This is a genomic window from Ensifer sp. LBL (assembly GCF_050435225.1).
Lineage (GTDB): Bacteria > Pseudomonadota > Alphaproteobacteria > Rhizobiales > Rhizobiaceae > Ensifer.
This window is the reverse complement of sequence record NZ_JBNDJY010000001.1, coordinates 514,324-536,556: the sequence shown is the minus strand read 5'-3', so window position 1 is coordinate 536,556 and position 22,233 is coordinate 514,324. Positions and strand designations below refer to the sequence as shown.

The 22,233-nt window shown below is 62.7% G+C and carries 20 protein-coding genes; 13 read left to right on the top strand and 7 right to left on the bottom strand.

What is annotated here, in order from left to right; translation table 11 throughout:
* Positions 1-24 precede the first annotated feature (24 nt).
* Positions 25-630, bottom strand: a complete 606-nt coding sequence (locus OKW20_RS02665) for an energy-coupling factor transporter transmembrane component T family protein (protein ID WP_429170025.1) — start codon at positions 628-630, stop codon at positions 25-27.
* Positions 624-1,304, bottom strand: coding sequence for an energy-coupling factor ABC transporter ATP-binding protein (locus tag OKW20_RS02660; protein ID WP_429170022.1), 681 nt, complete (start codon positions 1,302-1,304; stop codon positions 624-626). Before OKW20_RS02660 ends, OKW20_RS02665 begins: the two co-directional genes overlap by 7 nt.
* A 132-nt stretch (positions 1,305-1,436) precedes the next feature.
* On the opposite strand from OKW20_RS02660, the gene OKW20_RS02655 reads away from it, so the two are divergent.
* The 3 genes from OKW20_RS02655 to OKW20_RS02645 all read left to right on the top strand — a co-directional run bounded on the left by OKW20_RS02655 (position 1,437) and on the right by OKW20_RS02645 (position 4,844).
* Positions 1,437-2,633, top strand: coding sequence for a winged helix-turn-helix domain-containing protein (locus OKW20_RS02655; RefSeq protein WP_429170019.1), 1,197 nt, complete (start codon positions 1,437-1,439; stop codon positions 2,631-2,633).
* A 135-nt stretch (positions 2,634-2,768) separates the two neighbouring features.
* The gene (gene tldD / locus OKW20_RS02650) at positions 2,769-4,184 is read left to right on the top strand and encodes a metalloprotease TldD (protein WP_429170018.1); all 1,416 of its coding nucleotides are present in this window, start codon (positions 2,769-2,771) and stop codon (positions 4,182-4,184) included.
* A 6-nt stretch (positions 4,185-4,190) separates the two neighbouring features.
* Positions 4,191-4,844, top strand: a complete 654-nt coding sequence (locus OKW20_RS02645; RefSeq protein ID WP_429170016.1) for a hypothetical protein — start codon at positions 4,191-4,193, stop codon at positions 4,842-4,844.
* A 21-nt stretch (positions 4,845-4,865) separates the two neighbouring features.
* Here the strand turns inward: OKW20_RS02645 and OKW20_RS02640 are convergent, their stop codons facing one another.
* Complete coding sequence (locus OKW20_RS02640) at positions 4,866-6,143, bottom strand: serine hydrolase (RefSeq protein WP_429170014.1); 1,278 nt, start codon at positions 6,141-6,143, stop codon at positions 4,866-4,868.
* A gap of 246 nt (positions 6,144-6,389) precedes the next feature.
* Between OKW20_RS02640 and OKW20_RS02635 the strand changes: the two genes are divergently transcribed.
* Positions 6,390-7,421: a polysaccharide deacetylase family protein gene (locus tag OKW20_RS02635; protein WP_429170012.1), complete on the top strand. Its 1,032-nt coding sequence runs from the start codon at positions 6,390-6,392 to the stop codon at positions 7,419-7,421.
* A 33-nt stretch (positions 7,422-7,454) separates the two neighbouring features.
* On the opposite strand, the gene OKW20_RS02630 is transcribed toward OKW20_RS02635, so the two are convergent.
* Together OKW20_RS02630 and pdxH are read right to left on the bottom strand one after the other, a co-directional pair.
* Positions 7,455-8,015 carry an N-acetyltransferase family protein gene (locus tag OKW20_RS02630; protein WP_429170010.1) on the bottom strand — a complete coding sequence of 187 codons (561 nt, stop codon included), beginning with the start codon at positions 8,013-8,015 and terminating at the stop codon, positions 7,455-7,457.
* Between the two features lie 51 nt (positions 8,016-8,066).
* Positions 8,067-8,687, bottom strand: a complete 621-nt coding sequence (pdxH, locus tag OKW20_RS02625) for a pyridoxamine 5'-phosphate oxidase (RefSeq protein ID WP_043619841.1) — start codon at positions 8,685-8,687, stop codon at positions 8,067-8,069.
* A gap of 141 nt (positions 8,688-8,828) precedes the next feature.
* Here pdxH and OKW20_RS02620 point away from each other — a divergent pair, with 141 nt between their 5' ends.
* From OKW20_RS02620 to OKW20_RS02605, 4 genes are all read left to right on the top strand, one after another.
* Positions 8,829-9,281, top strand: coding sequence for an RT0821/Lpp0805 family surface protein (locus tag OKW20_RS02620; protein WP_034801195.1), 453 nt, complete (start codon positions 8,829-8,831; stop codon positions 9,279-9,281).
* Positions 9,282-9,510: 229 nt separating this feature from the next.
* A complete protein-coding gene (locus OKW20_RS02615; protein ID WP_429170007.1) occupies positions 9,511-10,590 on the top strand; it encodes a DnaJ C-terminal domain-containing protein in 1,080 nt (359 codons plus the stop codon).
* Between the two features lie 208 nt (positions 10,591-10,798).
* Complete coding sequence (gene fabI / locus OKW20_RS02610; RefSeq protein WP_043619845.1) at positions 10,799-11,617, top strand: enoyl-ACP reductase FabI; 819 nt, start codon at positions 10,799-10,801, stop codon at positions 11,615-11,617.
* A 47-nt stretch (positions 11,618-11,664) separates the two neighbouring features.
* Positions 11,665-12,249 carry a histidine phosphatase family protein gene (locus OKW20_RS02605; protein WP_043619847.1) on the top strand — a complete coding sequence of 195 codons (585 nt, stop codon included), beginning with the start codon at positions 11,665-11,667 and terminating at the stop codon, positions 12,247-12,249.
* Positions 12,250-12,394: 145 nt separating this feature from the next.
* Here the strand turns inward: OKW20_RS02605 and OKW20_RS02600 are convergent, their stop codons facing one another.
* Positions 12,395-12,655, bottom strand: coding sequence for a DUF1344 domain-containing protein (locus OKW20_RS02600; RefSeq protein ID WP_043619849.1), 261 nt, complete (start codon positions 12,653-12,655; stop codon positions 12,395-12,397).
* Between the two features lie 295 nt (positions 12,656-12,950).
* Between OKW20_RS02600 and OKW20_RS02595 the strand changes: the two genes are divergently transcribed.
* The 3 genes from OKW20_RS02595 to ribB all read left to right on the top strand — a co-directional run bounded on the left by OKW20_RS02595 (position 12,951) and on the right by ribB (position 18,579).
* Entirely contained in the window at positions 12,951-16,124 is a 3,174-nt protein-coding gene (locus tag OKW20_RS02595; protein ID WP_429170004.1) for a bifunctional diguanylate cyclase/phosphodiesterase, read from the top strand.
* 216 nt (positions 16,125-16,340) lie between these two features.
* Positions 16,341-17,438 (top strand): chorismate synthase, encoded by a 1,098-nt coding sequence (gene aroC / locus OKW20_RS02590; RefSeq protein ID WP_429170002.1) that lies wholly within the window; start codon positions 16,341-16,343, stop codon positions 17,436-17,438.
* A 40-nt stretch (positions 17,439-17,478) separates the two neighbouring features.
* Positions 17,479-18,579, top strand: a complete 1,101-nt coding sequence (ribB, locus tag OKW20_RS02585) for a 3,4-dihydroxy-2-butanone-4-phosphate synthase (protein ID WP_429170000.1) — start codon at positions 17,479-17,481, stop codon at positions 18,577-18,579.
* A 126-nt stretch (positions 18,580-18,705) separates the two neighbouring features.
* On the opposite strand, the gene OKW20_RS02580 is transcribed toward ribB, so the two are convergent.
* Positions 18,706-19,236, bottom strand: a complete 531-nt coding sequence (locus OKW20_RS02580) for an invasion associated locus B family protein (RefSeq protein WP_034801218.1) — start codon at positions 19,234-19,236, stop codon at positions 18,706-18,708.
* A 366-nt stretch (positions 19,237-19,602) separates the two neighbouring features.
* On the opposite strand from OKW20_RS02580, the gene coxB reads away from it, so the two are divergent.
* Both coxB and ctaD read left to right on the top strand, forming a co-directional pair.
* On the top strand, positions 19,603-20,484 hold the full coding sequence (coxB, locus tag OKW20_RS02575) for a cytochrome c oxidase subunit II (RefSeq protein ID WP_043619856.1): 882 nt from the start codon (positions 19,603-19,605) through the stop codon (positions 20,482-20,484).
* Between the two features lie 20 nt (positions 20,485-20,504).
* A complete protein-coding gene (gene ctaD, locus OKW20_RS02570; RefSeq protein ID WP_043619858.1) occupies positions 20,505-22,193 on the top strand; it encodes a cytochrome c oxidase subunit I in 1,689 nt (562 codons plus the stop codon).
* Positions 22,194-22,233: the final 40 nt, after the last annotated feature.

The following is a 22,233-nucleotide window of genomic DNA, read 5'->3' as shown; positions in this document are numbered from 1 at the left end:
CCCTGTCTTTTAGAATTCGCGAATTTATTGACGGCGAAATCCGCGCGCGTCAATCGCCGCGGCAATCGTATCGGCATCCTTCAGCGTCAGGATGATCAGCGGCCCGATGATCGTCAACGGCCGAACAGGCAGTCCGCGAGCGCGATGGGCTTCGCGGATCGCCTGATAGCGCGCAAAGATATCGGGAACGAAGCGCAGCACCAGCCCGAGCGCCAGGCTGACATCGGCCGCCTTCAGCCAGCCAAGCCGTTCCAGCGGGCTCAGGAGAATGGTGATCTCGTCCATGAAGGCGCCGATCGTCGTCGCCGCCGTGACGGCGGCAGCGAAAAGAACCAGCGCCATCAGCCGCAAGGTCAAAGTCGCGACCTCGGAAACCGGGAGGTAAAAGAGATTGACGGCCGCCAGAAAGAAGATCGTCAGGAAGACGAAACCGACGCGCTTCAGCGCTTCCTTGGGCGAGAGACCGACGGAGAGATAAAGAGCGGCGGCAACCACGAAGGCGATCGCCTGAACCGCGAGTGAGGCGCTCAGAAAAAGCCCGATGCTCGACGCCACCAGTGCAATCAGCTTGACCCTGACCGGCAGCCGGTGGAGCAGGCTGTTGCCCTCGATATGCAGGCTCGTCAGCATCCGGCGATCTCGTGATAGTGGCGGATCGCCTCTTGCGGGTTGCCGTCGAACGCAAGCCGACCTTCATGGAAGAGCAGCATCCGTTCGACAGTCTCGACGAGCCCAAGATCATGGGTGATCACCACCGTATCCTCCGGCAGGTCATCAATCGCCGTGGCGACGCGGCGGCGGTTCTTCAGGTCGAGCTGGTTCGTCGGCTCGTCGAGGATCAGGATCTTCGGATCGGTAACGACGACGCTCGCCATGGCGACGAGCTGTGTTTCCCCGCCCGAAAGCTCATGCACGCGCCGCCTTGCCAGGTGTTCGATGCCGAAGCGCGAAAGTGCCGCCTGCATGCGGCGGTCGATCTCGTCACGCGAAAACCCGCGGTTCTTCAGCCCGAAGGCGATGTCCTCGGCAACGATCGGCATGATCAGCTGGTTGTGCGGATTCTGGAAGATGAAGCCGGCCTCGGAAAGCACGGCGCGATCGTCCTTGACGGTATCGAGCCCGTTGACCGTGACGCCGCCGGAGGAGGGCTTAACCAGGCCGTTGATCAGGCGGGCGAAGGTCGTCTTGCCGGAGCCGTTGAGGCCGATGATGCCGACGCGTTTTTCGTTGAGCGTGAGCGTCAGGGGGTGCAAAGCCACCCACTCGCCGAAGCGGACCGCGCAATCGGTAAAGCGGATGTCCATTCCGTTCCTCGCTGTCTCCGGCCCGCGCCGTTTTCGGGTTGCTCTATAGGCCAAGTGCGACAACAAGGGCAATGCTGTCCGCGGACCGATGCGGCATTTGAATTATGGGAATAAAAGCCTATTGTTATCGCTATGACGATTCGCCTTTCCAACAGCGACGCCCGTCGCATCTTCCTCGCCAAGCAGGGCCTTTCAGGCGCGCCCAATCGCGCGCTCGGCAAGGAGGGCCTGTTGAAGCTCATCCACGACATCGGCTTCGTGCAGGTGGACAGTATCGCCACGGTCGAGCGCGCCCATCACCAGATCCTGTTCTCCCGCAACCAGACCTATCGTCGGGAACATCTGACGGCGCTGCTGGAGGACGATCGCGACCTCTTCGAGCATTGGACCCACGATGCCTCGATCATTCCCAGCAGCTTCTTCCGCTATTGGAAGCATCGCTTCAAATGGGAAGGCGAGACGATCGTCGAGCGCTGGAAGGCGTGGCGAGGCGAGGGTTTCGAGAAAGGCTGCGACGACACCTATCAGCGGATTGCCGAAGGCGGCCCGGTGCTTGCCCGCGATCTGAAGGAAGCCGAACACCAATCCGGTGGCTGGTGGAACTGGCATCCGTCGAAGACGGCGCTGGAAGTGTTGTGGCGCACAGGCAAGCTAGCGATCGCGCGGCGCGAGAATTTCCAGAAGGTCTACGATCTCACGGAAAGAGTGATCCCATCGCACCACAACGAAGGCGACGTCAGCCATCCGGAATTCGTCGACTGGGCCTGTCGCAGCGCGTTGGAGCGTCTCGGCTTCGCCACCCATGGCGAGATTGCCGCCTTCTGGGATCTGGTCTCGCCCGAGGAGGCCAAGACCTGGGTGGCCGAACATCGCGACGAACTCGTGGAAGTGCAGATCGAAGCGATCGATGGCGGACGTCCGCGTGTCTCCTACGCCTTCGCCGGATTTCCGGAAGCACTCGGGGATATCCCCGAGCCGCCCGGCCGGGTGCGCGTGCTCAGCCCCTTTGATCCCCTCTTGCGCGATCGCAATCGCACCGAACGGCTCTTCGGTTTCTTCTATCGCATCGAGATCTTCGTGCCCGAGGCCAAGCGCGAATATGGCTATTACGTCTTCCCGCTGATCGAGGGCGACCGGTTGATCGGCCGCATCGACATGAAGGCGGACCGCAAGCGCGGCAGCCTCGATGTCCGCAGGCTCTGGCTCGAAAAGGGTGTCCGCGCCTCGGCCGGACGCCTGGAACGCATCGATGCCGAGCTCGATCGGGTTGCCCGCTTCGCCGGCGTCGAGCGCGTGGAACGGCTCGATGGCTGGAACGCGTCACTATAGCGACTTGAATCCGCATGTTGGCGTCGATCGGTGTGGATCGAGGGAAACATGCGTCCCGTGATATTTTCCTTGGCTTGAACCCGCCGCCTTCCTAAATGGAGGCGATAGAAATTCCTGACGCGGGAGCGTGCCACTATGAACACCGATCTGATGAGCCTCTTCGATGCCGACGAGGCAACGGTCCGCAAGGTTCTCTCGGAAACGCTCGCCGGTGCCGACGACGGCGAACTGTTCCTCGAACATGCCCAGGCAGAGGTGCTGTCCTTCGACAACGGCCGGCTCAAGGGCGGCAGCTTCAACACCGACCAGGGCTTCGGCCTTCGCGCCGTTGCCGGCGAAGCGGTCGGTTATGCCCATTCCGGCGAGCTTTCCCTGTCGGCACTGCGCCGCGCCTCGGACGCGGTGGCGCAGGTGACGCGCGGCTATGCCGGCTCCTATGCCGCAGCCCCGCAGCGCACCAACAAGAAACTTTATGGCGACGAAAACCCGATCGGCGAGCCCAGCTTCGAGGCAAAGGTCGCGCTGCTTCAGGAAATCGATGCCTATCTGCGCGCCAAGGACCCCAAGGTCCGCCAGGTGACGGCGACCATCGCCGCAAGCTGGCAGGTCGTCGATATCCTGCGCGCCGACGGTCATCGGGTCCATGACGTCAGGCCGATGACGCGCATCAACATCTCCGTCGTGACCGGCGATGGCGACCGCCAGGAAAGCGGCTCCTTCGGCACCGGCGGGCGCCGCGGCTTCGGCGATTTCGTCACCGAGGAAAACTGGAAGATGGGCGCGGACGAGGCGCTGCGCCAGGCGCTCGTCAATCTCGAAGCGATCGACGCGCCGGCCGGCACCATGGACGTGGTGCTTGCCTCCGGCTGGCCGGGCGTCATGCTGCACGAGGCCGTCGGCCATGGTCTGGAAGGCGACTTCAACCGCAAGAAGACTTCGGCCTTTGCCGGCCTTTTGGGCGAGCAGGTGGCTGCCAAGGGCGTCACCGTCGTCGACGACGGCACGATCGAGGCGCGCCGCGGCTCGATCTCGATCGACGACGAAGGCACGCCGTCCGGCTACAACGTGCTGATCGAGGACGGCAAGCTCGTCGGCTACATGCAGGACCGGCAGAACGCCCGGTTGATGGGCATGCAACCCACCGGCAACGGTCGGCGCCAGGGTTATGCCCATGTGCCAATGCCGCGCATGACCAATACCTACATGCTCTCCGGCGACAAGTCGCCGGAGGAAATCATCGCCTCGGTGAAGAAGGGCATCTATGCCGTCTCCTTCGGCGGCGGCCAGGTGGACATCACGTCGGGCAAGTTCGTCTTCGGCTGCACCGAGGCCTACCTGATCGAAAACGGCAAGATCGGCGCGCCGGTCAAGGGCGCCATGCTGATCGGCAACGGCCCGGATGCGATGAAGCGGGTGACCATGGTCGGCAACGACACCAAGCTCGATACCGGCATCGGCAATTGCGGCAAGGCCGGCCAATGGGTGCCGGTCGGCGTCGGCCAGCCGCATCTGCGCATGGACCAGATCACGGTGGGCGGCACGCAGGCGTAAGTTCCGGTGGCGGTCTTCGTGCTTTCGTTCCTGTCGCCGGAGACCGCTACGCCCAGCCACGAACTGCGGTTCGATGGGGATGCGGGAGACATCGCGCGTGCCCTGGACCTGGACGGCGGCGCCATTGCCGACCATGCCTGTTACCTGCTTGACCGCAAGGATCTGACTGCGCTTGCCCCGGCGCTCGGGTTTGTCTTGCCGGATACGGGGGAGGAGGCCCTGCTTCGCCGGCCACACCGGATCGATGCAACGCCCTACCTCGTCCATACCGGCTACGAACTTCCGCTGATGCTGGAAGGGCGCAAGCCCTTTGCCTATTTCGGCGACGATCCCGCTTCGCCTTGGCTCGAGGAAACGAAGGCGCTCTTTGCCCCGCATGTTGCCACCGGTGTGCTGCTGCTGGACACGTTCGAGCTGGCAAAGATGTGCCCGACGACCACGGGAGGCGAGAAAGAGGAGCGGGTTCGCTATTTCCTCTATGCGCTGCCGGGCGAGACCTGGCGCTTCGAGCGCTTCAGGAAGCGCTGCGACCAGCTCTTCTACAATTGGCGTCCATGGACGGATGAAGATGAGCGCGAGGAGGGATTGCTTCTCGGCTACAGCGAAGAGCAGTGCGACTGGTGGATGGCCAATCGCGCCCACAGAGCCGCAAGCGCGTGAAGCTGCGGCGAACCGCTGCCGTCAGCCGCGCGACGGCAGCATCATGCAGTCATAGGAGCGCTGCTTGAGAGCGTCACAGGCGGCCGCGGCCGCATCCTTGCTCGAAAAGCCGACGAAGCGGGCGCGGTAGATCGCCTTGGCACCCTTACCGACGGCTTCCGTATAGGGCGTGGCGCCTGCGAGCGGCGCACCGGCCTCCGAGCGCGCCTGCGCCAGCAGCATGCGCGCAGCCTCAGCCGAAGGTGCGGCCGAAATCTGGATCTGCCAGCCGCCTGACGCTGCCGGAACCGCAGCGGTCGTTTCGATCTCGGCAACCTCGGTCGGGCGTTCCGCCGGGATCGCGGTCGTCGATGTCGCCGCAATCAGGGCGGCAACCGAATCCTGCTTGGCCCGCTGCGGTGCGGCGTAGGGCATCGGAACCTCGGATGTTGCGACCGCGGCCACTTCGACGGGGGCTTCGACCGTCTTGCCGCCGCGCGTCGACGCCATGAGCTGCCGTCCACCCTTGGCCGCCTTGCCGACGTGACGATCGAGAAGGGCCGCCATCTTGGCGTCGCGGCTGCGCGCCGTCTTGCCGCCGAGCACGACGCCGACCACGCGGCGATTGCCGTCCTTGACGGCGCTGACGAGGTTGAAGCCGGAGGCGTTGGTATAGCCGGTCTTGATGCCGTCCATGCCGTCGTAGCGATACATCAGGTTGTTGTGCCCCCGCACCTTGCGGCCGCGGAAATTGAAGCTCTCGGTCGCAAACAGCCGGTACTCCCTTGGGAAGTCGCGCATCAACGCCACGGCAAGCGTCGACATTTCACGCGCCGTCGTCACCTGCTTGCTGGCCGGCAGGCCGGAGGCATTGATGAAAATGGTCTTGCTCATGCCGAGCTGCCGCGCCTTGGCGGTCATCATCCGGGCGAAATTCGTCTCGGAGCCGCCGAGCTTCTCGGCCATGGCGGCTGCGGCATCGTTGCCCGAGCGCACGATCATGCCGAGGACCGCCTCGCGCACCGTGATCGTCATGCCGGACTTGAGGCCGAGACGCATCGGCGGCTTGGAGGCCGCCGCCTTCGAAACCTTGATCTTGCTGTCCCAGGAAAGCTTGCCGCTCTTCAGCGCCTCGAAGGCCATGTAGACCGTCATCATCTTGGTCAAGGAGGCCGGATGGTTGAGGACATCGGCGTTTTCGGACGAGAGGATCTTGCCGGTGCGCGCATCCAGCACCAGCGAGGCGCTTCCGGCCACGGCAGTCGCCGTCCCGAGCGCCAGTGCGAAGGTCGCCAGCAGGAGGCAGCGCAAAGTTTTCATGTCGATCCCCGTCGAAAGGCGCCCGCGGTCAGGCGCAAAGCTGTTTCGTTTTGTGACAAGATCCGTGTCTTTGCTGCAACTTTAGGGCGGAATGTGGCAAGCCGACCTTGTTTTCGGGGGTGTGGTAAATGGCCGATGAACGCTCTCCCCGTTCAACAAGGTTTAACGCCCTCGCCGTTAACTTTCCAGGCTTGCAGGCCGTGCGGGGAGCGCTTGGGCCAGATTTTGGGGGCGACCATCAAGGGTATGATCAGGACAATTGTTCGCCGCGCCGCAATTGCCGGCGGGCTGGAAGTCGCCGGGGGCCTGAGCCGCGCCGGGCTGATGGCCGGCGCGCGCGGGCAGGGGGCGATCTTTACGCTGCACCATGTCCGGCCGAAGCTTGCCCGTGCCTTCGATCCCAACGCCCATCTGGAGATCACGGCGGAATTTCTCGATGTCGCGCTGCGGACGCTGAAGCGCGACGGCTATCGCTTTGTCCCGCTCGAACACTTGCCGCAGGCCGTGGTTGCCGAGGGCGGACCGGTCGCCTGCTTTACCCTCGACGACGGTTACAAGAACAATCTCGAGCACGCCTTGCCGGTCTTCGAGCGCCACCAGGCGCCGTTCACGGTGTTCGTTGCCGGCGGTTTCGTCGACCGCACCCATACGCTTTGGTGGGAGACGCTCGCCGATATGCTCGAAACGAACGAGACGCTACACTTTGACTTCGGCGGCGGTGTAGAAACACTGCAGGCGTCGACAACGGCCGAAAGACAGTCCGCCTTCAATCGCATTGCGGCGTTCATCCACGGCCATGACGAGGCAAAGGCGATCGCTTCCCTGAACGCTGCCGCCCGTGACCGCGGCATCGATCCCCTGGCGATCACCGAAAAGCTGACGCTGGACGAGGCCGGGTTACGGCGCCTGATCGAAAGTCCTCTGGCGAGGCTAGGCGCGCACACGGTCAGCCACCGCGCGGTCGCGCGCCTGTCTGATGCCGAGGCGAAGCGGGAGATCGAGGGATCGCTGCAGCGCGTCGAGGCGATCACCGGTCGGCCGCCCCAGACCTTCGCCTATCCCTATGGCGACGCGCCGGCGGTATCCGCGCGCGACCATCGCATCGTCGCCGATCTGGGGCTTACCCTGGCCGTCACCACCCAACCCGGAACGCTTACGGCGCGGACGCAATCCAGCCCTTATGCGCTGCCGCGCATTTCGCTGAACGGCCACTTCCAGCGCGCCCGCTATGTCTCGGCGCTGGCATCCGGCATCCCGTTCCGGCTGAGGGCCGGTTAGAAAAGGCGAGTTGTACAGCCGAGCGCTTTGGCGTCAATTGAAGGCGAAAGCCATGAGAATGCTGTCCTGGTAAACGCCGTCGTGTTTCCAGTCGCTCACGCGGCGGCCTTCGATTTGGAAGCCGAACCGCGCGTAGAGCGCCCGGGCCACAGCATTCTCATCAAGAACGGATAGTTCGATGCGTTCCAGCCCCCGCTCGCGGGCACGCTGCATCGCCAGTTGCAGAAGCCGGCCGCCGATTCCCTTACCGCGATAGGTGGCGAGAAGCCCCATGCCCAAGGTCCCGACATGCGCGCGAACGGGCGAAGCATCCAGCCGGATATCGCACCAGCCGATCGCGCGATCGTCGACCGCGACGATCTGGGGTGCCCGGCCGCGATGCAAGTCGGTCATGTATGCGGCAAAGCCGTCGAAGGGAGGAGCGCTCAGCCGTGAAAGCCAGCGGCCTTCCCGGGCAACCTCGTCGAGGCAGCGGTGACAGCCGGCGACATCGTCGAGCGTCGCGTCACGAACATCGATCGTCATCAAAAGCCACTCGATGAAAACGCCCGGCTCGGGCCGGGCAAAGAATAATATCCGCTCGGCCACCTGCATGACCGGGCGTCGTCATTGCATCTGGCGTCTCTCTTTTAAGAGACAGGCAGGCTAAGGGTACATACGTACCTTTTCCCAGCCGCCTTCGGGCGTTTCGCGGCGAAACTCCATCCGGTCATGCAGCCGGAACGGGCGGTCGTGCCAGAATTCGATCGACGTCGGGCGGATGCGGAAGCCCGACCAGTAGCTCGGGCGCGGGATTTCGCCGAGGGCGTGGCGGGCGGTGTACTCGGCAACGGCCTTCTCCAGCGCGAAGCGGCCTTCGAGCGGTCGTGACTGCTTCGAGGCCCAGGCGCCGATGCGGCTGCCGCGCGGCCGGCTCTTGAAGTATTCGTCCGCCTCTTCGTCGGTGACGATCTCGACCGGGCCGCGCACGCGCACCTGCCGACGGAGCGATTTCCAGTGAAAGCACATCGCCGCCTTGCGGGCGCCGAGGATCTCCTCACCCTTCTGGCTTTCGAAATTCGTGTAGAAAACGAAGCCGCGTTCGTCGAAACCCTTGAGCAGAACCATGCGGACATTCGGCAGCCCGTCGGCATCGACGGTCGCGAGCGCGACCGCGTTCGGGTCGTTGATCTCGCTGCCTTCCGCGTCCTTCAGCCATGTGCCAAACAGGGAAAAGGGTTCATTTGATTCGGTGAAGTCACCGCTTGTTAACTCATTCGCCGCCATTATTGCGTTCCAATGCCGTGATGTCTGGCGCGGAAATGCTTCGGGATGAGCCCGACCGGTGTTTCCGCATCGAAAATGTCGGAGCCTGTATGTTGACCTTGTCGAGAAACGTGCGGCTCCAGCGAGTCTGACAGGATTGCCGTGCAAGACATAGCAAAGTGGATCGACGCCAAGAAGGGGTATTCCTTCGCCTTGCTACGTAGCGCGGCAATTTGCCTGCCGGTCCTGGCGCTGTCCGGCTGCATGGGGGCTGGCCTCGACCTTTTCGGCAGCGGTGTCGACCGCACGGTTTCGACGGGCACCGTTCCCGTCGCCAAGACTTCCGATGGCCTTTCCGACGCAGTGATGGTTCGCAATGCCGTGACGTCGGCCGAACTCAACAGTGGCGCCATTAATCCTATTCCCTGGGCCAATGCGACCTCCGGCAGCGCCGGCGTCATCAGCAGCATCCAGGAAGACCGCGCCAGTGGCATGCTTTGCCGCCGCTTCACCACGACGCGTCATTCTTACGAGGGCATCGCCAAGTTCGACGGCAGCACCTGCCAGGGCGGCGACGGCGCCTGGTATCTGACGAGCTTCGGCCCGCGCGCCTGAGCGGCGCCCGACCCAAGTCGTTGAAATCGGTGGTTAACCACGTTTCGGCAAATGCGCGCATGACGGCCCACGATGCCGTCCCAATGGCCGCATGAGCACCCGTGGCTAACCACTATTTAGCAACTTCTCCTGATCATCGGCATTCAACGGACGGGCGACGATGGCGCCTGCAATCGGGGCGAAGGCGGGCGTCAGGGAGCGGCTGCCGATCAGAGAAGATGGTAAAACCATGCGTGATCCCTATGTGATCCTCGGGGTACGGCGCAACGCCGGGCAGGATGAAATCAAGGCCGCCTGGCGTTCGCTGGCAAAGGCCGTGCATCCGGACCACAACCAGGACGATCCCAACGCCGCCGAGCGTTTTGCCGAGGCCGGCAAGGCCTATGAACTCCTGCGCGACCCGAAGCTCAGAAGCCGCTACGATTATGCGCGCCGCGAGGCCGAGCTTCGTCGCATGGAGGCGATGAAGGCAAAGATGCGGCCTCAGGAAGAGGCACCCGTCGACGCCGAGACCGCCGAGGATGCCATTTCACAGATTTTCGGTGCGGAGACCCGCACCAAGTCGGCCCGGCCCTCCCCAAAGCCCACACCCAAGCCAGCGCCCAAGCCGGCTGCGGCGGCGAAGGAGCCGGAGCGCCCGGCCCAGGCTTCCGAAAGCAAGCCGGAACCAACGCCCGAGCCCCAGCAGGAAAGCGCTCTCAAGACCGAGACGCCGCTGATGCAGCGTGCAGCCGCACCGGCAGCCGAGCTTGTAGCGGCGATCGTCCGGCGCATCCGGGGGCGCGCGGCAAAGACGGCCGAGAAAGTACCTGATCTTCCCGTCGATCTCGCCGTCAGCATCGATGACCTGATCAACCGCCAGCGCCTCTCCGTCGAGCTTCCTGACGGCGAAAGCCTGAAGGTGCAGATCCCACCGGGCGCCGTCGACGGTCAAAGCATTCGTCTGGCGGAGCAGGGCTATCGGGTGACCGGCATGACCCGCGGCGACGTCGTCGTCACGCTCAGGGTCGACCAGGGCGGGACGTTCCGCACCCGCGGCCTCGATCTCATGACCACTTTGCCGGTCGACCTGCAGGGCGCCGTGCTCGGCTGCGAACAGGTGCTCGAAACTCCGGTCGGGCAGGTTACCGTGGTCGTTCCGGCCTGGTCCGGCTCGGACAAGGTCATCCGTCTTGCGGGCAGGGGGATGCCCGGCGCTTACGGTACGCATGGCGACCTGCTGGTCGAATTGCGACTGGTTCTGCCCGAGGCGCCCGACGACAAGATCACCGATTTGATGAAGTCGCAACGCGACGGCCTCTATCTGTGACAGGCCATTTGTGACAGTTCGCTGACACACTGACCCAATATTACGGGGACTAACAGTTCCTGATCTCAGCCGCGCTTGAACCACCCTTGCGGCTATGCCATAGGCAATTCTCGACATTTTGCCGCACCCGTTCTCGTGGGGCGTCTTTGACATTTTTGATCTTTGGCACCGGCGCCCGCCGATGCTGGAATAGTATTGGGGACTTACCATGGCTCAGGCATCCGGTCTGATGAAGGGCAAGCGCGGCGTCATCATGGGCGTTGCAAACAACCGTTCCATCGCATGGGGCATTGCCAAGGCCATCCACGCGCAGGGTGGTGAAGTTGCGTTGACCTATCAGGGCGACGCTCTGAAGAAGCGCGTCGAGCCGCTGCTTGCGGAAATCGACGGCTTCATGGCTGGCCATTGCGACGTCAGCGACGAAGCCTCCATCGATGCCGTCTTCGATACGCTCGAGAAGCAGTGGGGCAAGATCGATTTCGTGGTGCACGCGATCGGCTTTTCCGACAAGGACGAACTGACCGGCCGCTACGTCGATACCTCGGCCGACAACTTCGCCAAGACGATGCAGATCTCGGTCTACTCCTTCACCTCGGTTGCCCGTCGCGCTGAAAAGCTGATGACGGACGGCGGCTCGATGCTGACGCTGACCTATTACGGCGCCGAGAAGGTCATGCCGAACTACAACGTCATGGGTGTCGCCAAGGCTGCTCTCGAAGCAAGCGTCAAGTACCTCGCTGTCGACCTCGGCCCGAAGAACATCCGCGTCAACGCGATTTCCGCCGGCCCGATCAAGACGCTGGCTGCCTCCGGCATCGGCGACTTCCGCTATATCCTCAAGTGGAACGAATACAACGCGCCGCTGCGCCGCACCGTCACCATCGAGGAAGTCGGCGACGTCGGCCTCTACATGCTTTCGGACCTGTCGCGCTCGGTCACCGGTGAAGTGCACCACGCCGACAGCGGCTACCATGTGGTCGGCATGAAGGCAGTGGATGCGCCCGATATCTCCGTGATCAAGGACTGACCGAACCGCAAAGTCGGATTCGGCAGCCTGCTGCCCGGAGACATGTTGTGCTGATCTATGTGATCCGTCACGGACAGACCGACTGGAACGCCGAAAGCCGGCTCCAGGGGCAAAAGGATATCCCTCTCAATGACTTCGGTCGCCAGCAGGCGACCGGCAACGGCGTGGCGCTTGGGGGCATCCTCGGCGCCGATATCAGGCATTTCGACTTCGTCGCCAGTCCGCTCGGCCGCACCCGCGAGACCATGGAGCGCGTCCGGCGGGCCATGGGGCTCGATCCGGAGGCCTACCGCACCGACGAGCGGCTCAAGGAAGTCTCCTTCGGTGATTGGGAAGGGCACACGCTGCCCGAACTCAAGCGCTCGGCGCCGCAGCGGATCGCCGAGCGGCGCGCCGTGAAGTGGGACTTCATTCCCCCCGGTGAGGACGCCGAGAGTTACGAAATCCTGTCCTGGCGCATAGCTGCCTGGCTCAGGGACGTGACGAAGCCGACGGTCTGCGTCAGCCATGGCGGCGTCATTCGTGTGCTGTTCAAGCTTTTCGGGGAAATGGAAGCCGAGGAGGCCGCGACCGCGGCGATCCCGCAGGACCGCCTTCTGCGGATCTCCGGCAACGCCATCGGCTGGGTCTGAAGCCTGGGGCGTAGTTTGGCGCGGTGGCGCGCAACGCGCTTCACATGGATGCCCGCGCGCGGGGCATCCGAGAAACCTGTTTCAAGAAATGTGAAGATCGGCTCGTCCGAACCGTGCAGTGGCCGCTAGGAAAGGCCGCGCCTTGTTATTGAACGATTTCGAGGTCGTTGATGACCCGCTTGCCGTCTACTTCCGTGTAGAAGACGAGAACTTTTACGCCGGCCTTCAGGCCTTCGAAATTGAATTCCTCGGGCGCCTGGTAGTTCTTGCCGTCGTCAAGCGACAGGCTCAGCCTATCGGTATCAACACCCGTAATGGTAGCTTCAACGTCGGCGCTTTCGGCCAGGGCGGACAAGGGGGAGAGCAGCCCTGCGGTGGCCATGAGTGCGGCAATAACAAAACGCATTCTTCTTGCCCTCTTCAACGTTTCTGCGAACATCCTTGTCACTCCCTTTGATCCCCGATTGTGGCAAAAATTGCCTTGCGGCGTGGCTTTTGGCCGGACGCCCCGCTTTTTTGATGGTCTATCCAGAACTCTGGAGACTGGACGGCGATACCGTATTTTTCAAGCGGGCAAGGGCCGAACTGCGGGTATCGGCGGGGTGGTTTCCCCATGAATTATAGGGTTTGCCAAGGAATTGTGACGAAAGCCAATCTTAAGACTCGCTCGCTACCTTTGGTTGGGGATCGAGGGGAAGAGATTGAAGATCATTGACGTTCTGCGCCAGCGCATTCGGGCCGCCGCCAGATTTGCGAAACCGTCGCTCATTCCGGCGGCGATCGCTGGCCTTGTCGTTTTTACGGGCGGGCATGTCTATGAGCGACAAAATCGCGAGAATTTCCAGAACGACCTTCGGATCGACGTCGAGAACGAACTGAACCTCATTGCCAACCGGCTGCAATCGGAGGTTAATACCAGCATTGCGGCGCTGAACGGTTTTGCCAACAGCATCGGCGTCCATCCGGCCATGACGTCAGACGACTTCACTGTCATGGCGACGAAGCTCCTCCTGCAGAATCCACAGATGGTACGCGCTTCGGCAGCGCCGGGCGGCGTGGTGCGGATCGCCTTTCCGCGCGAGAGCCAGCAATGGTTCGTCGGCAGCGACTTCAACCGATTCGGCGCGACAAGACACGCCATCGAGCGCGCGTCCTCGACGGTCAGGCCGGTGATGATCGGCCCGATCCGGCTGCCGAGCGGCCGCAATGGTTTCGAACTGTTCCTGCCGGTCTTCTCTAAGATCCAGGGCCGCATGGAGCGTTGGGGCTATGTCGAGGCGATACTCGACGAGAAGGCGCTTTACCGCGCGGCACGCCTGCTCGAGTCGGGCGGCGAAGCGCCGGAACTGGCGCGGGATCACCGCCACATCGACGTTCATCTGGCGATCCGCGATATTTCCGAGCCGGACCGCATACAGGATGCGTTCTACGGCGACGACGCTCTCTTTCGCGCCGCGCCGGTCAAGCGTCGGCTGGAGCTCGCCGGCGGCGTGTGGGAGCTTGCGGCCATGCCGGTCGGCGGATGGAAGCAGCTTCCCGAAAACAGCAGCTTCATCCAGATGGCGATCGTTGCCGCCGTCACGGTGGTGGTCATCCCGATCCTCCTGGCCGGCGGCCTCGTCAACGAGCGACAGCGCAACATCGCCAAGCTGAAGGCGCGGGAAGGGGAGGTGATGACGCTGTCTCATCGCCTGAACCTGGCGCTCGACGCGTCGAAGATCGGGATCTGGGAGATCGACGTCGAGAGCCAGCAGCGCTCCTGGGACGACCGGATGTTCCACCTGCACGGGCTGGAGGCCCATGTGGACGAGCCGACATATGACGAGTGGCGGGCGACCGTGCATCCGGACGATATCGGCATTGCCGCCAATGCGCTCTTCCGCAGCCTCGACGATGGCCTGGACTACCGGTCGCAGTACCGTGTCATCCTGTCGGACGGAACGATGCGCCATATCCGCAATGTCGGATCCAGTTACCGCGGCGCCGATGGACGCGCAAAGGTCACCGGCATCAGCTGGGATGTCAGCGATGACGTGCTGAAAAACGAGCGGCTGAGCGCGGCCAAGGCGCAGGTCGACCAGCAGAACCACGAACTCGAACAGGCGCTGAAGGGTCTCTACGAACGGGAGCAGGACCTCGAGCTCCTGTCGCGGCGCCTCGACCTGGCGCTCGATTCCTATCGTTGCGGCATGTGGGAGGCCGACCTCGACAACAGCGTCGCCTACTGGGACGAGCGCATGCATCAGCTCTACGGTATCGTCTATACAGACGGCGCCACGAATGAGGAAATATGGCTCACCGCCCTTCATGCCGATGATCGCCAGGCGGCCCTGGAGGCCGTCAACCGCGCCATCGCGGCGGACGAAACCTACGTGCATCAGGCGCGCGTGGTGCTGTCTGCCGGGGGCATTCGCCACATTCGGTCGGTCGGCAAGCTCCATGTGGCGCCGGACGGCGCGCGCAAGCTTGTCGGTATGGCGCTCGATGTCACCGAAGACGTCCTGTTGACCGAGCAATTGCGAGCGGCCAAGGCGATGGCGGATGCCAAGAACGCCGAGCTGGAGCAGGCGCGGGTGCGCATCGAGCACAATTCGCTGCACGACCCTCTGACCGGGCTCGGCAACCGTCGCATGCTCGACAAGGCGCTCGAACGCCTGACCAGGGCTGGCGATGGCGACGGCATCGCAATCCTGCATATCGATCTCGACCGGTTCAAGCAGATCAACGATACTTTGGGCCATGCCGCCGGCGACGCCATGCTGGTCCATGCCTCCGAGATCCTCAGGGCGAACACCTCGCCCGGCGATATCATCGCGCGGATCGGCGGCGACGAATTCGTGGTTGCCGTGACCGGGGTTGTCGGCGAGGCCGCACTTGCGCCGCGCTGCGACCGCATCATTGCCGCCATGCGGCAGCCGGTCGACTACAACGGGTTTCCCTGCCGCTTCGGCGTCAGCATCGGTGTCGCGGTCGGAGAAGGCCCGGAAATCGACGCGCGCAAGCTGCTGGTCAACGCCGACATCGCGCTCTATCGCGCCAAGGAAGCTGGCCGAAACCGCTATCAGTTCTTCACCGAGACGTTGCAGGCGGAGGTGGTGACTGCCAAACGCATAGCCGATGAAATTCTCGAAGGCATCGAGCGGGACGAATTCGAGCCCTGGTACCAGCCACAGTTCGACGCGACCTCGCTTGCGCTTTGCGGCGTGGAGGCGCTGGTGCGTTGGAAGCATCCGCGCGAGGGTATCCTGACGCCGGACCGTTTCCTCGGGATCGCCGACGAACTCAACGTCACCGCTGCGCTCGACCGGCTGGTTCTGGAGAAAGCCCTCAAGGACCAGATGCGCTGGGCCGCCGCCGGCGTGCGCGTTCCCAAGATTTCGGTCAACGTCTCGGCCAAGCGGCTTCAGGACGACGATCTGCTGCTTTCGCTTGAAGGCCTGAGCATTGCGCCCGGCCAGATCTGTTTCGAGCTGGTGGAATCGATCTTCCTTGATGAGAGCGACGATATCGTCGCGACTAACATCGAGGGTATCAAGCGACTGGGTATCGACATCGAGGTCGACGATTTCGGGACCGGGCACACCTCGATCGTCAGCCTGCTAAAGATCAAGCCGAAGCGGCTGAAGATCGACCGCCAGCTCGTGGTCCCGGTCTTGAGCGCGCGCAGCGAACAGGCGCTGGTTCGCTCGATCATCGAGATCGCGCGCTCGCTCAACATCGAGACGGTGGCCGAAGGCGTCGAGACGATGGCGCATGCCGAAATGCTCGGCATCCTCGGCTGCGACGTGCTGCAGGGCTACGCCTTCGCGAGGCCCTTGAGCTCCGAGAAGTTTCTCGCCTTCGCAACCGAACGGGGTCTGCGCCTGGCATCGTGACGGAGGACGTCGCGCTGGGTCGCGAAAGTCTTTCCCCGTCTTCGGCTTTCCTCTACAGCGCCGCGCGTCTTTTAAGACGCGCTAAGGCCGCTGTAGCACTCTGAAGTGCTACATAATTTTGTCCTTAAATCGATATCGATTTGAGGAATTATGCAGTAAGAGAGGGCATCCGCGTACAAACGTACGGCCGTTGCTTGCTTAGGGTCGGTTGCCTTCATGTCGCATAACACTTTCGGTCATCTCTTCCGCGTAACCACCTGGGGCGAAAGCCACGGGCCGGCGCTCGGCTGCGTCATCGACGGCTGCCCGCCCGGCATCCGTTTCACCCTCGCCGAGCTCCAGGTCTGGCTCGACAAGCGCAAACCCGGCCAGTCGCGTTTCGTGACGCAGCGCCGCGAGGACGATCTGGTCAAGGTGCTCTCGGGCGTCATGTTCGACGAAGACGGCGAGACGATGATCTCGACCGGAACGCCGATCTCGATGCTGATCGAAAACACCGACCAGCGCTCGAAGGACTATTCCGAGATCGCCAAGCGCTACCGTCCCGGCCACGCCGATTACACCTACGATCTGAAATACGGCATCCGCGACTATCGCGGCGGCGGGCGTTCGTCGGCGCGCGAAACGGCGGCACGTGTGGCTGCCGGTGGTATCGCTCGCAAGGTCGTGCCGGGGCTCGTCGTGCGCGGCGCACTCGTGCAGATCGGCAAGCACAAGATCAACCGCGCCAACTGGGACTGGGCCGAGGTCGACAACAACCCCTTCTTCGCGCCGGATCCGGAGATCGTGCCGGTCTGGGAAGAGTATCTCGATGGCATCCGCAAGTCGGGATCCTCGATCGGTGCCGTTGTCGAAGTGGTGGCTGAGGGCGTGCCCGCCGGCATTGGTGCGCCCATCTATGCCAAGCTCGACCAGGACATTGCCTCGAACCTGATGTCGATCAACGCCGTCAAGGGCGTCGAGATCGGCAACGGCTTCGGTGCGGCCGAAATCACCGGCGAAGAGAATGCCGACGAGATGCGCATCGGTGCCGATGGCAAGCCGGTCTTCCTGTCGAACCATGCTGGCGGTATTCTCGGTGGCATCGCCACCGGCGAGCCCGTAGTCGCGCGTTTCGCCATCAAGCCGACCTCGTCGATCCTCACCGAACGGCGCTCGGTCGACAGCGACGGCAACGAGGTCGACGTGCGCACCAAGGGGCGCCACGATCCGTGCGTCGGCATCCGTGCCGTGCCGATCGGCGAGGCGATGCTTGCCTGCACGATCGCGGATCACTACCTGCGTGACCGCGGCCAGACCGGCCGCCTCAAGTAATTCGGCTTCAGCCGGCCCAGACAAATTCGGGAAGAACACCATGTCCTATGATCAGAAGCGTGTCGTCGATGCCATCCGCGCTTTCGAGGCCGGCGAAATCGTCGTCGTCACCGATGACGACGGCCGCGAGAACGAGGGCGATCTGATTGTCGCGGCGGTGCATTGCACGCCGGAAAAGATGGCTTTTATCGTCCGCCACACCTCCGGCATCGTCTGCACGCCGATGCCGCGCGATGAGGCCAAGCGCCTGAACCTCAACGCCATGGTGGCGGAAAACGATTCCGCCCATACGACGGCCTTCACCGTCTCGGTGGATTTCAAGCACGGCACGACGACCGGCATTTCGGCCGACGACCGCACGCTGACGGTTCGCAACCTTGCCAATCCCAATGTCGGGCCAACCGACTTCGTTCGCCCCGGTCACATCTTCCCGCTGGTCGCGCGCGAAGGCGGCGTGCTCATGCGCTCCGGCCACACGGAAGCAGCAGTCGACCTTTGCAAGCTCGCAAGTCTGCCGCCGATCGGCGTCATCTGCGAACTGGTCAATGACGACGGTACCGTGATGCGTGGCCCGCAGGTCGCAAGCTTTGCCGAGACCCACGCCCTGAAGCAGGTGTCGGTCGCCGACCTCATTGCCTACCGCCAGCGCAAGGAGACGCTGATCGAGCAGGGCGGTTCCTTCGATATCGAAACGCCCTATGGCCCGGCCAAGGGGCATTCCTATTCCCTGCCCTGGGACCCGATGCAGCATCTCGCCGTCGTCTTCGGCGACATCCGTGACGGCGTCGATATCCCGGTGCGCCTGCACCTTGAAAATGTCGGTGCTGACGTCTTCGGCAAGGACTGCCAGATCGACCGCATCATGAAGCGCATTGCCGACGAGGGCAGGGGGGTCATCGTGTATCTGCGCGAAGGCTCGGTTGGCGTTGGCGTGTCGCAGACGGCGCGCAAAGGCAAGCACGACCGCGAGGCCCACGACGAGGCGCAGGCCCGTGAAAACGAGTGGCTGGAAATCGGCCTCGGCGCGCAGATCCTGAAGGATCTCGGCATCAGTTCCATCAGGCTACTCGCCTCGCGCGAACGCCACTATGTCGGCCTCGAGGGCTTCGGTATCAACATCGTCGGGACTGATATCATCTAAAGACGCGTCGCCTCCGCGATGTATCAAGCCCGGATCATCCATCCGGGCTTTGTCTTTTATGCTCGCCAACAAAAAAAGCCGCGCTCGAAGCGCGGCTTTTTTGTTTGTCTTTGAATATGTCGCCGATCAGGGCAGCGCGTCGTAGCCTTCGCCGAAACCCTTGAGGTCGACGGGAATGCCGATGCCTTCTTCGGGTGACTGGAAGACGATGAAGGTCGCGGTTGCGCCGGAGCGGAAGGTCTTCAGGAGTTCGTCCTCGAGCACCACTTCCGCGTAGCAGCCGTCGGAGAAGCAGCGCACGAAATAGGCGCGGCCGATATCCTTGCCGTCGACGTTGAGGCCGAGGCCGTTCGGCAGAAGCACGCCGAGCGGAGCGAGCACGCGCAGGATCTTGGCCTTGCGATCCGCCGTCTTCAGAACGACCACCGAAAGGCCGACTTCCGGCCGGTCTTCGGCGATGACGTTTTGCATCAGCGCGCACTGGTCAGCGGAAGCGCCCGGCGGCTGATCGCAGACGATCGACCACGCGCCATGGTTGGACTTGACCGTGCCGGGTGTTCCGGCGGGCTGCTGGGCCAGGCTCTGAGCCGGGAGAGCGAGAACGGCAAGGCCGAAGGCGGCGAAGGCCGACAGTCGGGAAAAGAGGGGCAGGCCCATGTAAACCTCAAAACGTCGAATCATCAGGGCTATTCTTGAAGTGCGCAGGAATAAATGAAAAGCCCTGCGGGGCACATTCCAGCGCCATATGGCGGAAATTGGGCGGGTTCGGCGCCCTATCCGGCGCGCCGCCGTCAAAGCGCTGTGCAATCGGATCGCCAAGCGCGCAGAACAGCCCCTATAGGTGGTTTCGCCACGGGTTTCGAGGGGTGCCTGTGTGAAAAGCAACGTTTGTGCAAAAATGCCGCATGGGGTTGATTGGTCAGATGTTGCGGCATCGGACAAACTGTGGTTTGAAGCGCAGCAGTATCGCAGGGATTCTGCGTTCCGGTTTGATCCTGATCAAGCGCATTGGGGAGACACATTGTGAAAAACAAGGCTTATGCAGTTCTGGCAGCGCTTGCCTGTCTGCTTTTTGCTTCGAGCGCCTTTGCTGACAAGCCTGTCGAATGGCAGACGAACTTTCAGTCGGCCGCTACGGGCATCATGGAAGAAATCACGTGGTTTGAACATTATACCCTGTGGTTCATCATTCCGATTACACTTTTCGTTCTCCTCCTTTTGATCATCGTTGTGATCAAGTTCCGCGAAAGCGCGAACCCGGTTCCGTCCAAGACCAGCCACAACACCGCGATCGAAGTCGTCTGGACCGTCGGTCCGGTCGTCATCCTTCTCTTCCTCGCGATCCCGTCCTTCCAGCTCCTGACCGCGCAGCTGACGCCGCCGGCCAATCCGGACCTGACGCTCAAGGCGACCGGCAACCAGTGGTACTGGTCCTACGAGTATGAAGTCGGCGAAAGCCCGCTCACCTTCGACAGCATCATGATGAAGGAAGAGGACCGCGCGACGCTCGGCAAGGAAGACAAGAAAGAATATCCGCGCCTGCTCGCCGTCGACAACGAAGTCGTCGTGCCGGTCGGCAAGACGGTTCGCGTTCTCGTCACCGCTGCTGACGTGATCCATGCATTTGCAATGCCTGCCTTTGGCGTGAAGATCGACGCCGTTCCCGGCCGCCTGAACGAAACCTGGTTCAAGGCCGAGCGCGAAGGTCTCTACTACGGCCAGTGTTCCGAGCTCTGCGGTAAGGACCACGCTTACATGCCGATCGCCATCCGCGTGGTTTCGCAGGAAAAATACGACACCTGGCTCGCAGCCGCCGCAACGAATGTTGGCGATGCGAACAAGGCGCTCATGGCGTCCATCGACTCGGCCAAGACCGTCGACGTCGCCGCTAACGCCGCACAGTAATCGGAAGGGGAGCTCGACCCATGGCTGGAACAGCCGTTCATCAAGACCAACGCCATGATCACTCCGATCATGGCCACGCAGACCATGCGCACAAGCCTTTGAGCTTCTTCCAGCGCTGGTTCCTGTCGACCAACCACAAGGACATCGGCACGCTCTACCTGATCTTCGCGATCTTCGCGGGCATCATCGGCGGCACGCTGTCCATCTTCATGCGTGCCGAGCTCCAGGAGCCGGGCATCCAGATCTTCCACGGTCTGGCGCAGATGGTTTACGGCTTCGAGGGCGATGCTGCCATCGACGGCGGCAAGCACATGTTCAACGTGTTCACGACCGCGCACGCGCTCATCATGATCTTCTTCATGGTCATGCCGGCGCTGATCGGCGGCTTCGCCAACTGGATGGTTCCGATCATGATCGGTGCGCCGGACATGGCATTCCCGCGCATGAACAACATTTCCTTCTGGCTGATCATTCCGGCCTTCCTGCTCGTGCTGCTTTCGATGTTCGTCGAAGGTCCGGCCGGTGCCTATGGCGCAGGGGGAGGGTGGACGATCTATCCGCCATTCTCGACATCGGGCATGCCAGGACCGGCGATGGACTTCGTCATCCTCGGCCTGCACATTGCCGGCGCGTCCTCGATCCTCGGTGCGATCAACTTCATCACCACGATCCTGAACATGCGCGCTCCGGGCATGACGCTGCACAAGATGCCGCTTTTTGCCTGGTCGGTTCTGATCACCGCGTTCCTGCTTCTGCTCTCGCTGCCGGTTCTGGCAGGCGGCATCACCATGCTGCTCACCGACCGCAACTTCGGCACGGCCTTCTTCGCGCCTGAAGGCGGCGGCGACCCGATCCTGTTCCAGCACCTGTTCTGGTTCTTCGGTCACCCGGAAGTGTACATCCTGATCCTGCCGGGCTTCGGCATCGTCAGCCACATCGTTTCCACCTTCTCGCGCAAGCCGATCTTCGGTTACCTCGGCATGGCCTACGCTATGGTCGCGATCGGCGCCGTCGGCTTCATCGTGTGGGCTCACCACATGTACACCGTCGGCATGTCGCTCGACACGCAGCGCTACTTCGTCTTCGCGACGATGGTCATCGCTGTCCCGACCGGCGTTAAGATCTTCTCGTGGATCGCGACGATGTGGGGTGGTTCGATCCGCTTCACGACCCCGATGGTCTGGGCGATCGGCTTCATCTTCCTGTTCACCGTCGGTGGCGTCACGGGCGTTCAGCTCGCCAACGCCGGCCTCGACCGCTCGCTGCACGACACCTACTACGTGGTTGCTCACTTCCACTACGTTCTGTCGCTCGGCGCCGTCTTCGCAATCTTCGCGGCCTGGTACTACTGGTTCCCGAAGATGACCGGCTACATGTACTCCGAGTTCGTCGGCAAGCTGCACTTCTGGGTCATGTTCATCGGCGTGAACCTGATCTTCTTCCCGCAGCACTTCCTCGGCCTCGCAGGCATGCCGCGCCGTTACATCGACTATCCGGATGCCTATGCCGGCTGGAACATGGTTTCGTCCTACGGCTCCTACGTCGCAGCCGTCGGCGTCCTGATCTTCCTCTTTGGCGTCTTCGAAGCCTTCGCAAAGAAGCGCGTCGCTGGCGACAATCCGTGGGGCGAGGGTGCGAACACTCTGGAATGGCAGCTGTCTTCGCCGCCGCCGTTCCACCAGTGGGAACAGCTCCCGCGCATCAAGTGACGGGCAACGAACAGAAGCCGCCGTTTCCGGCGGCTTCACC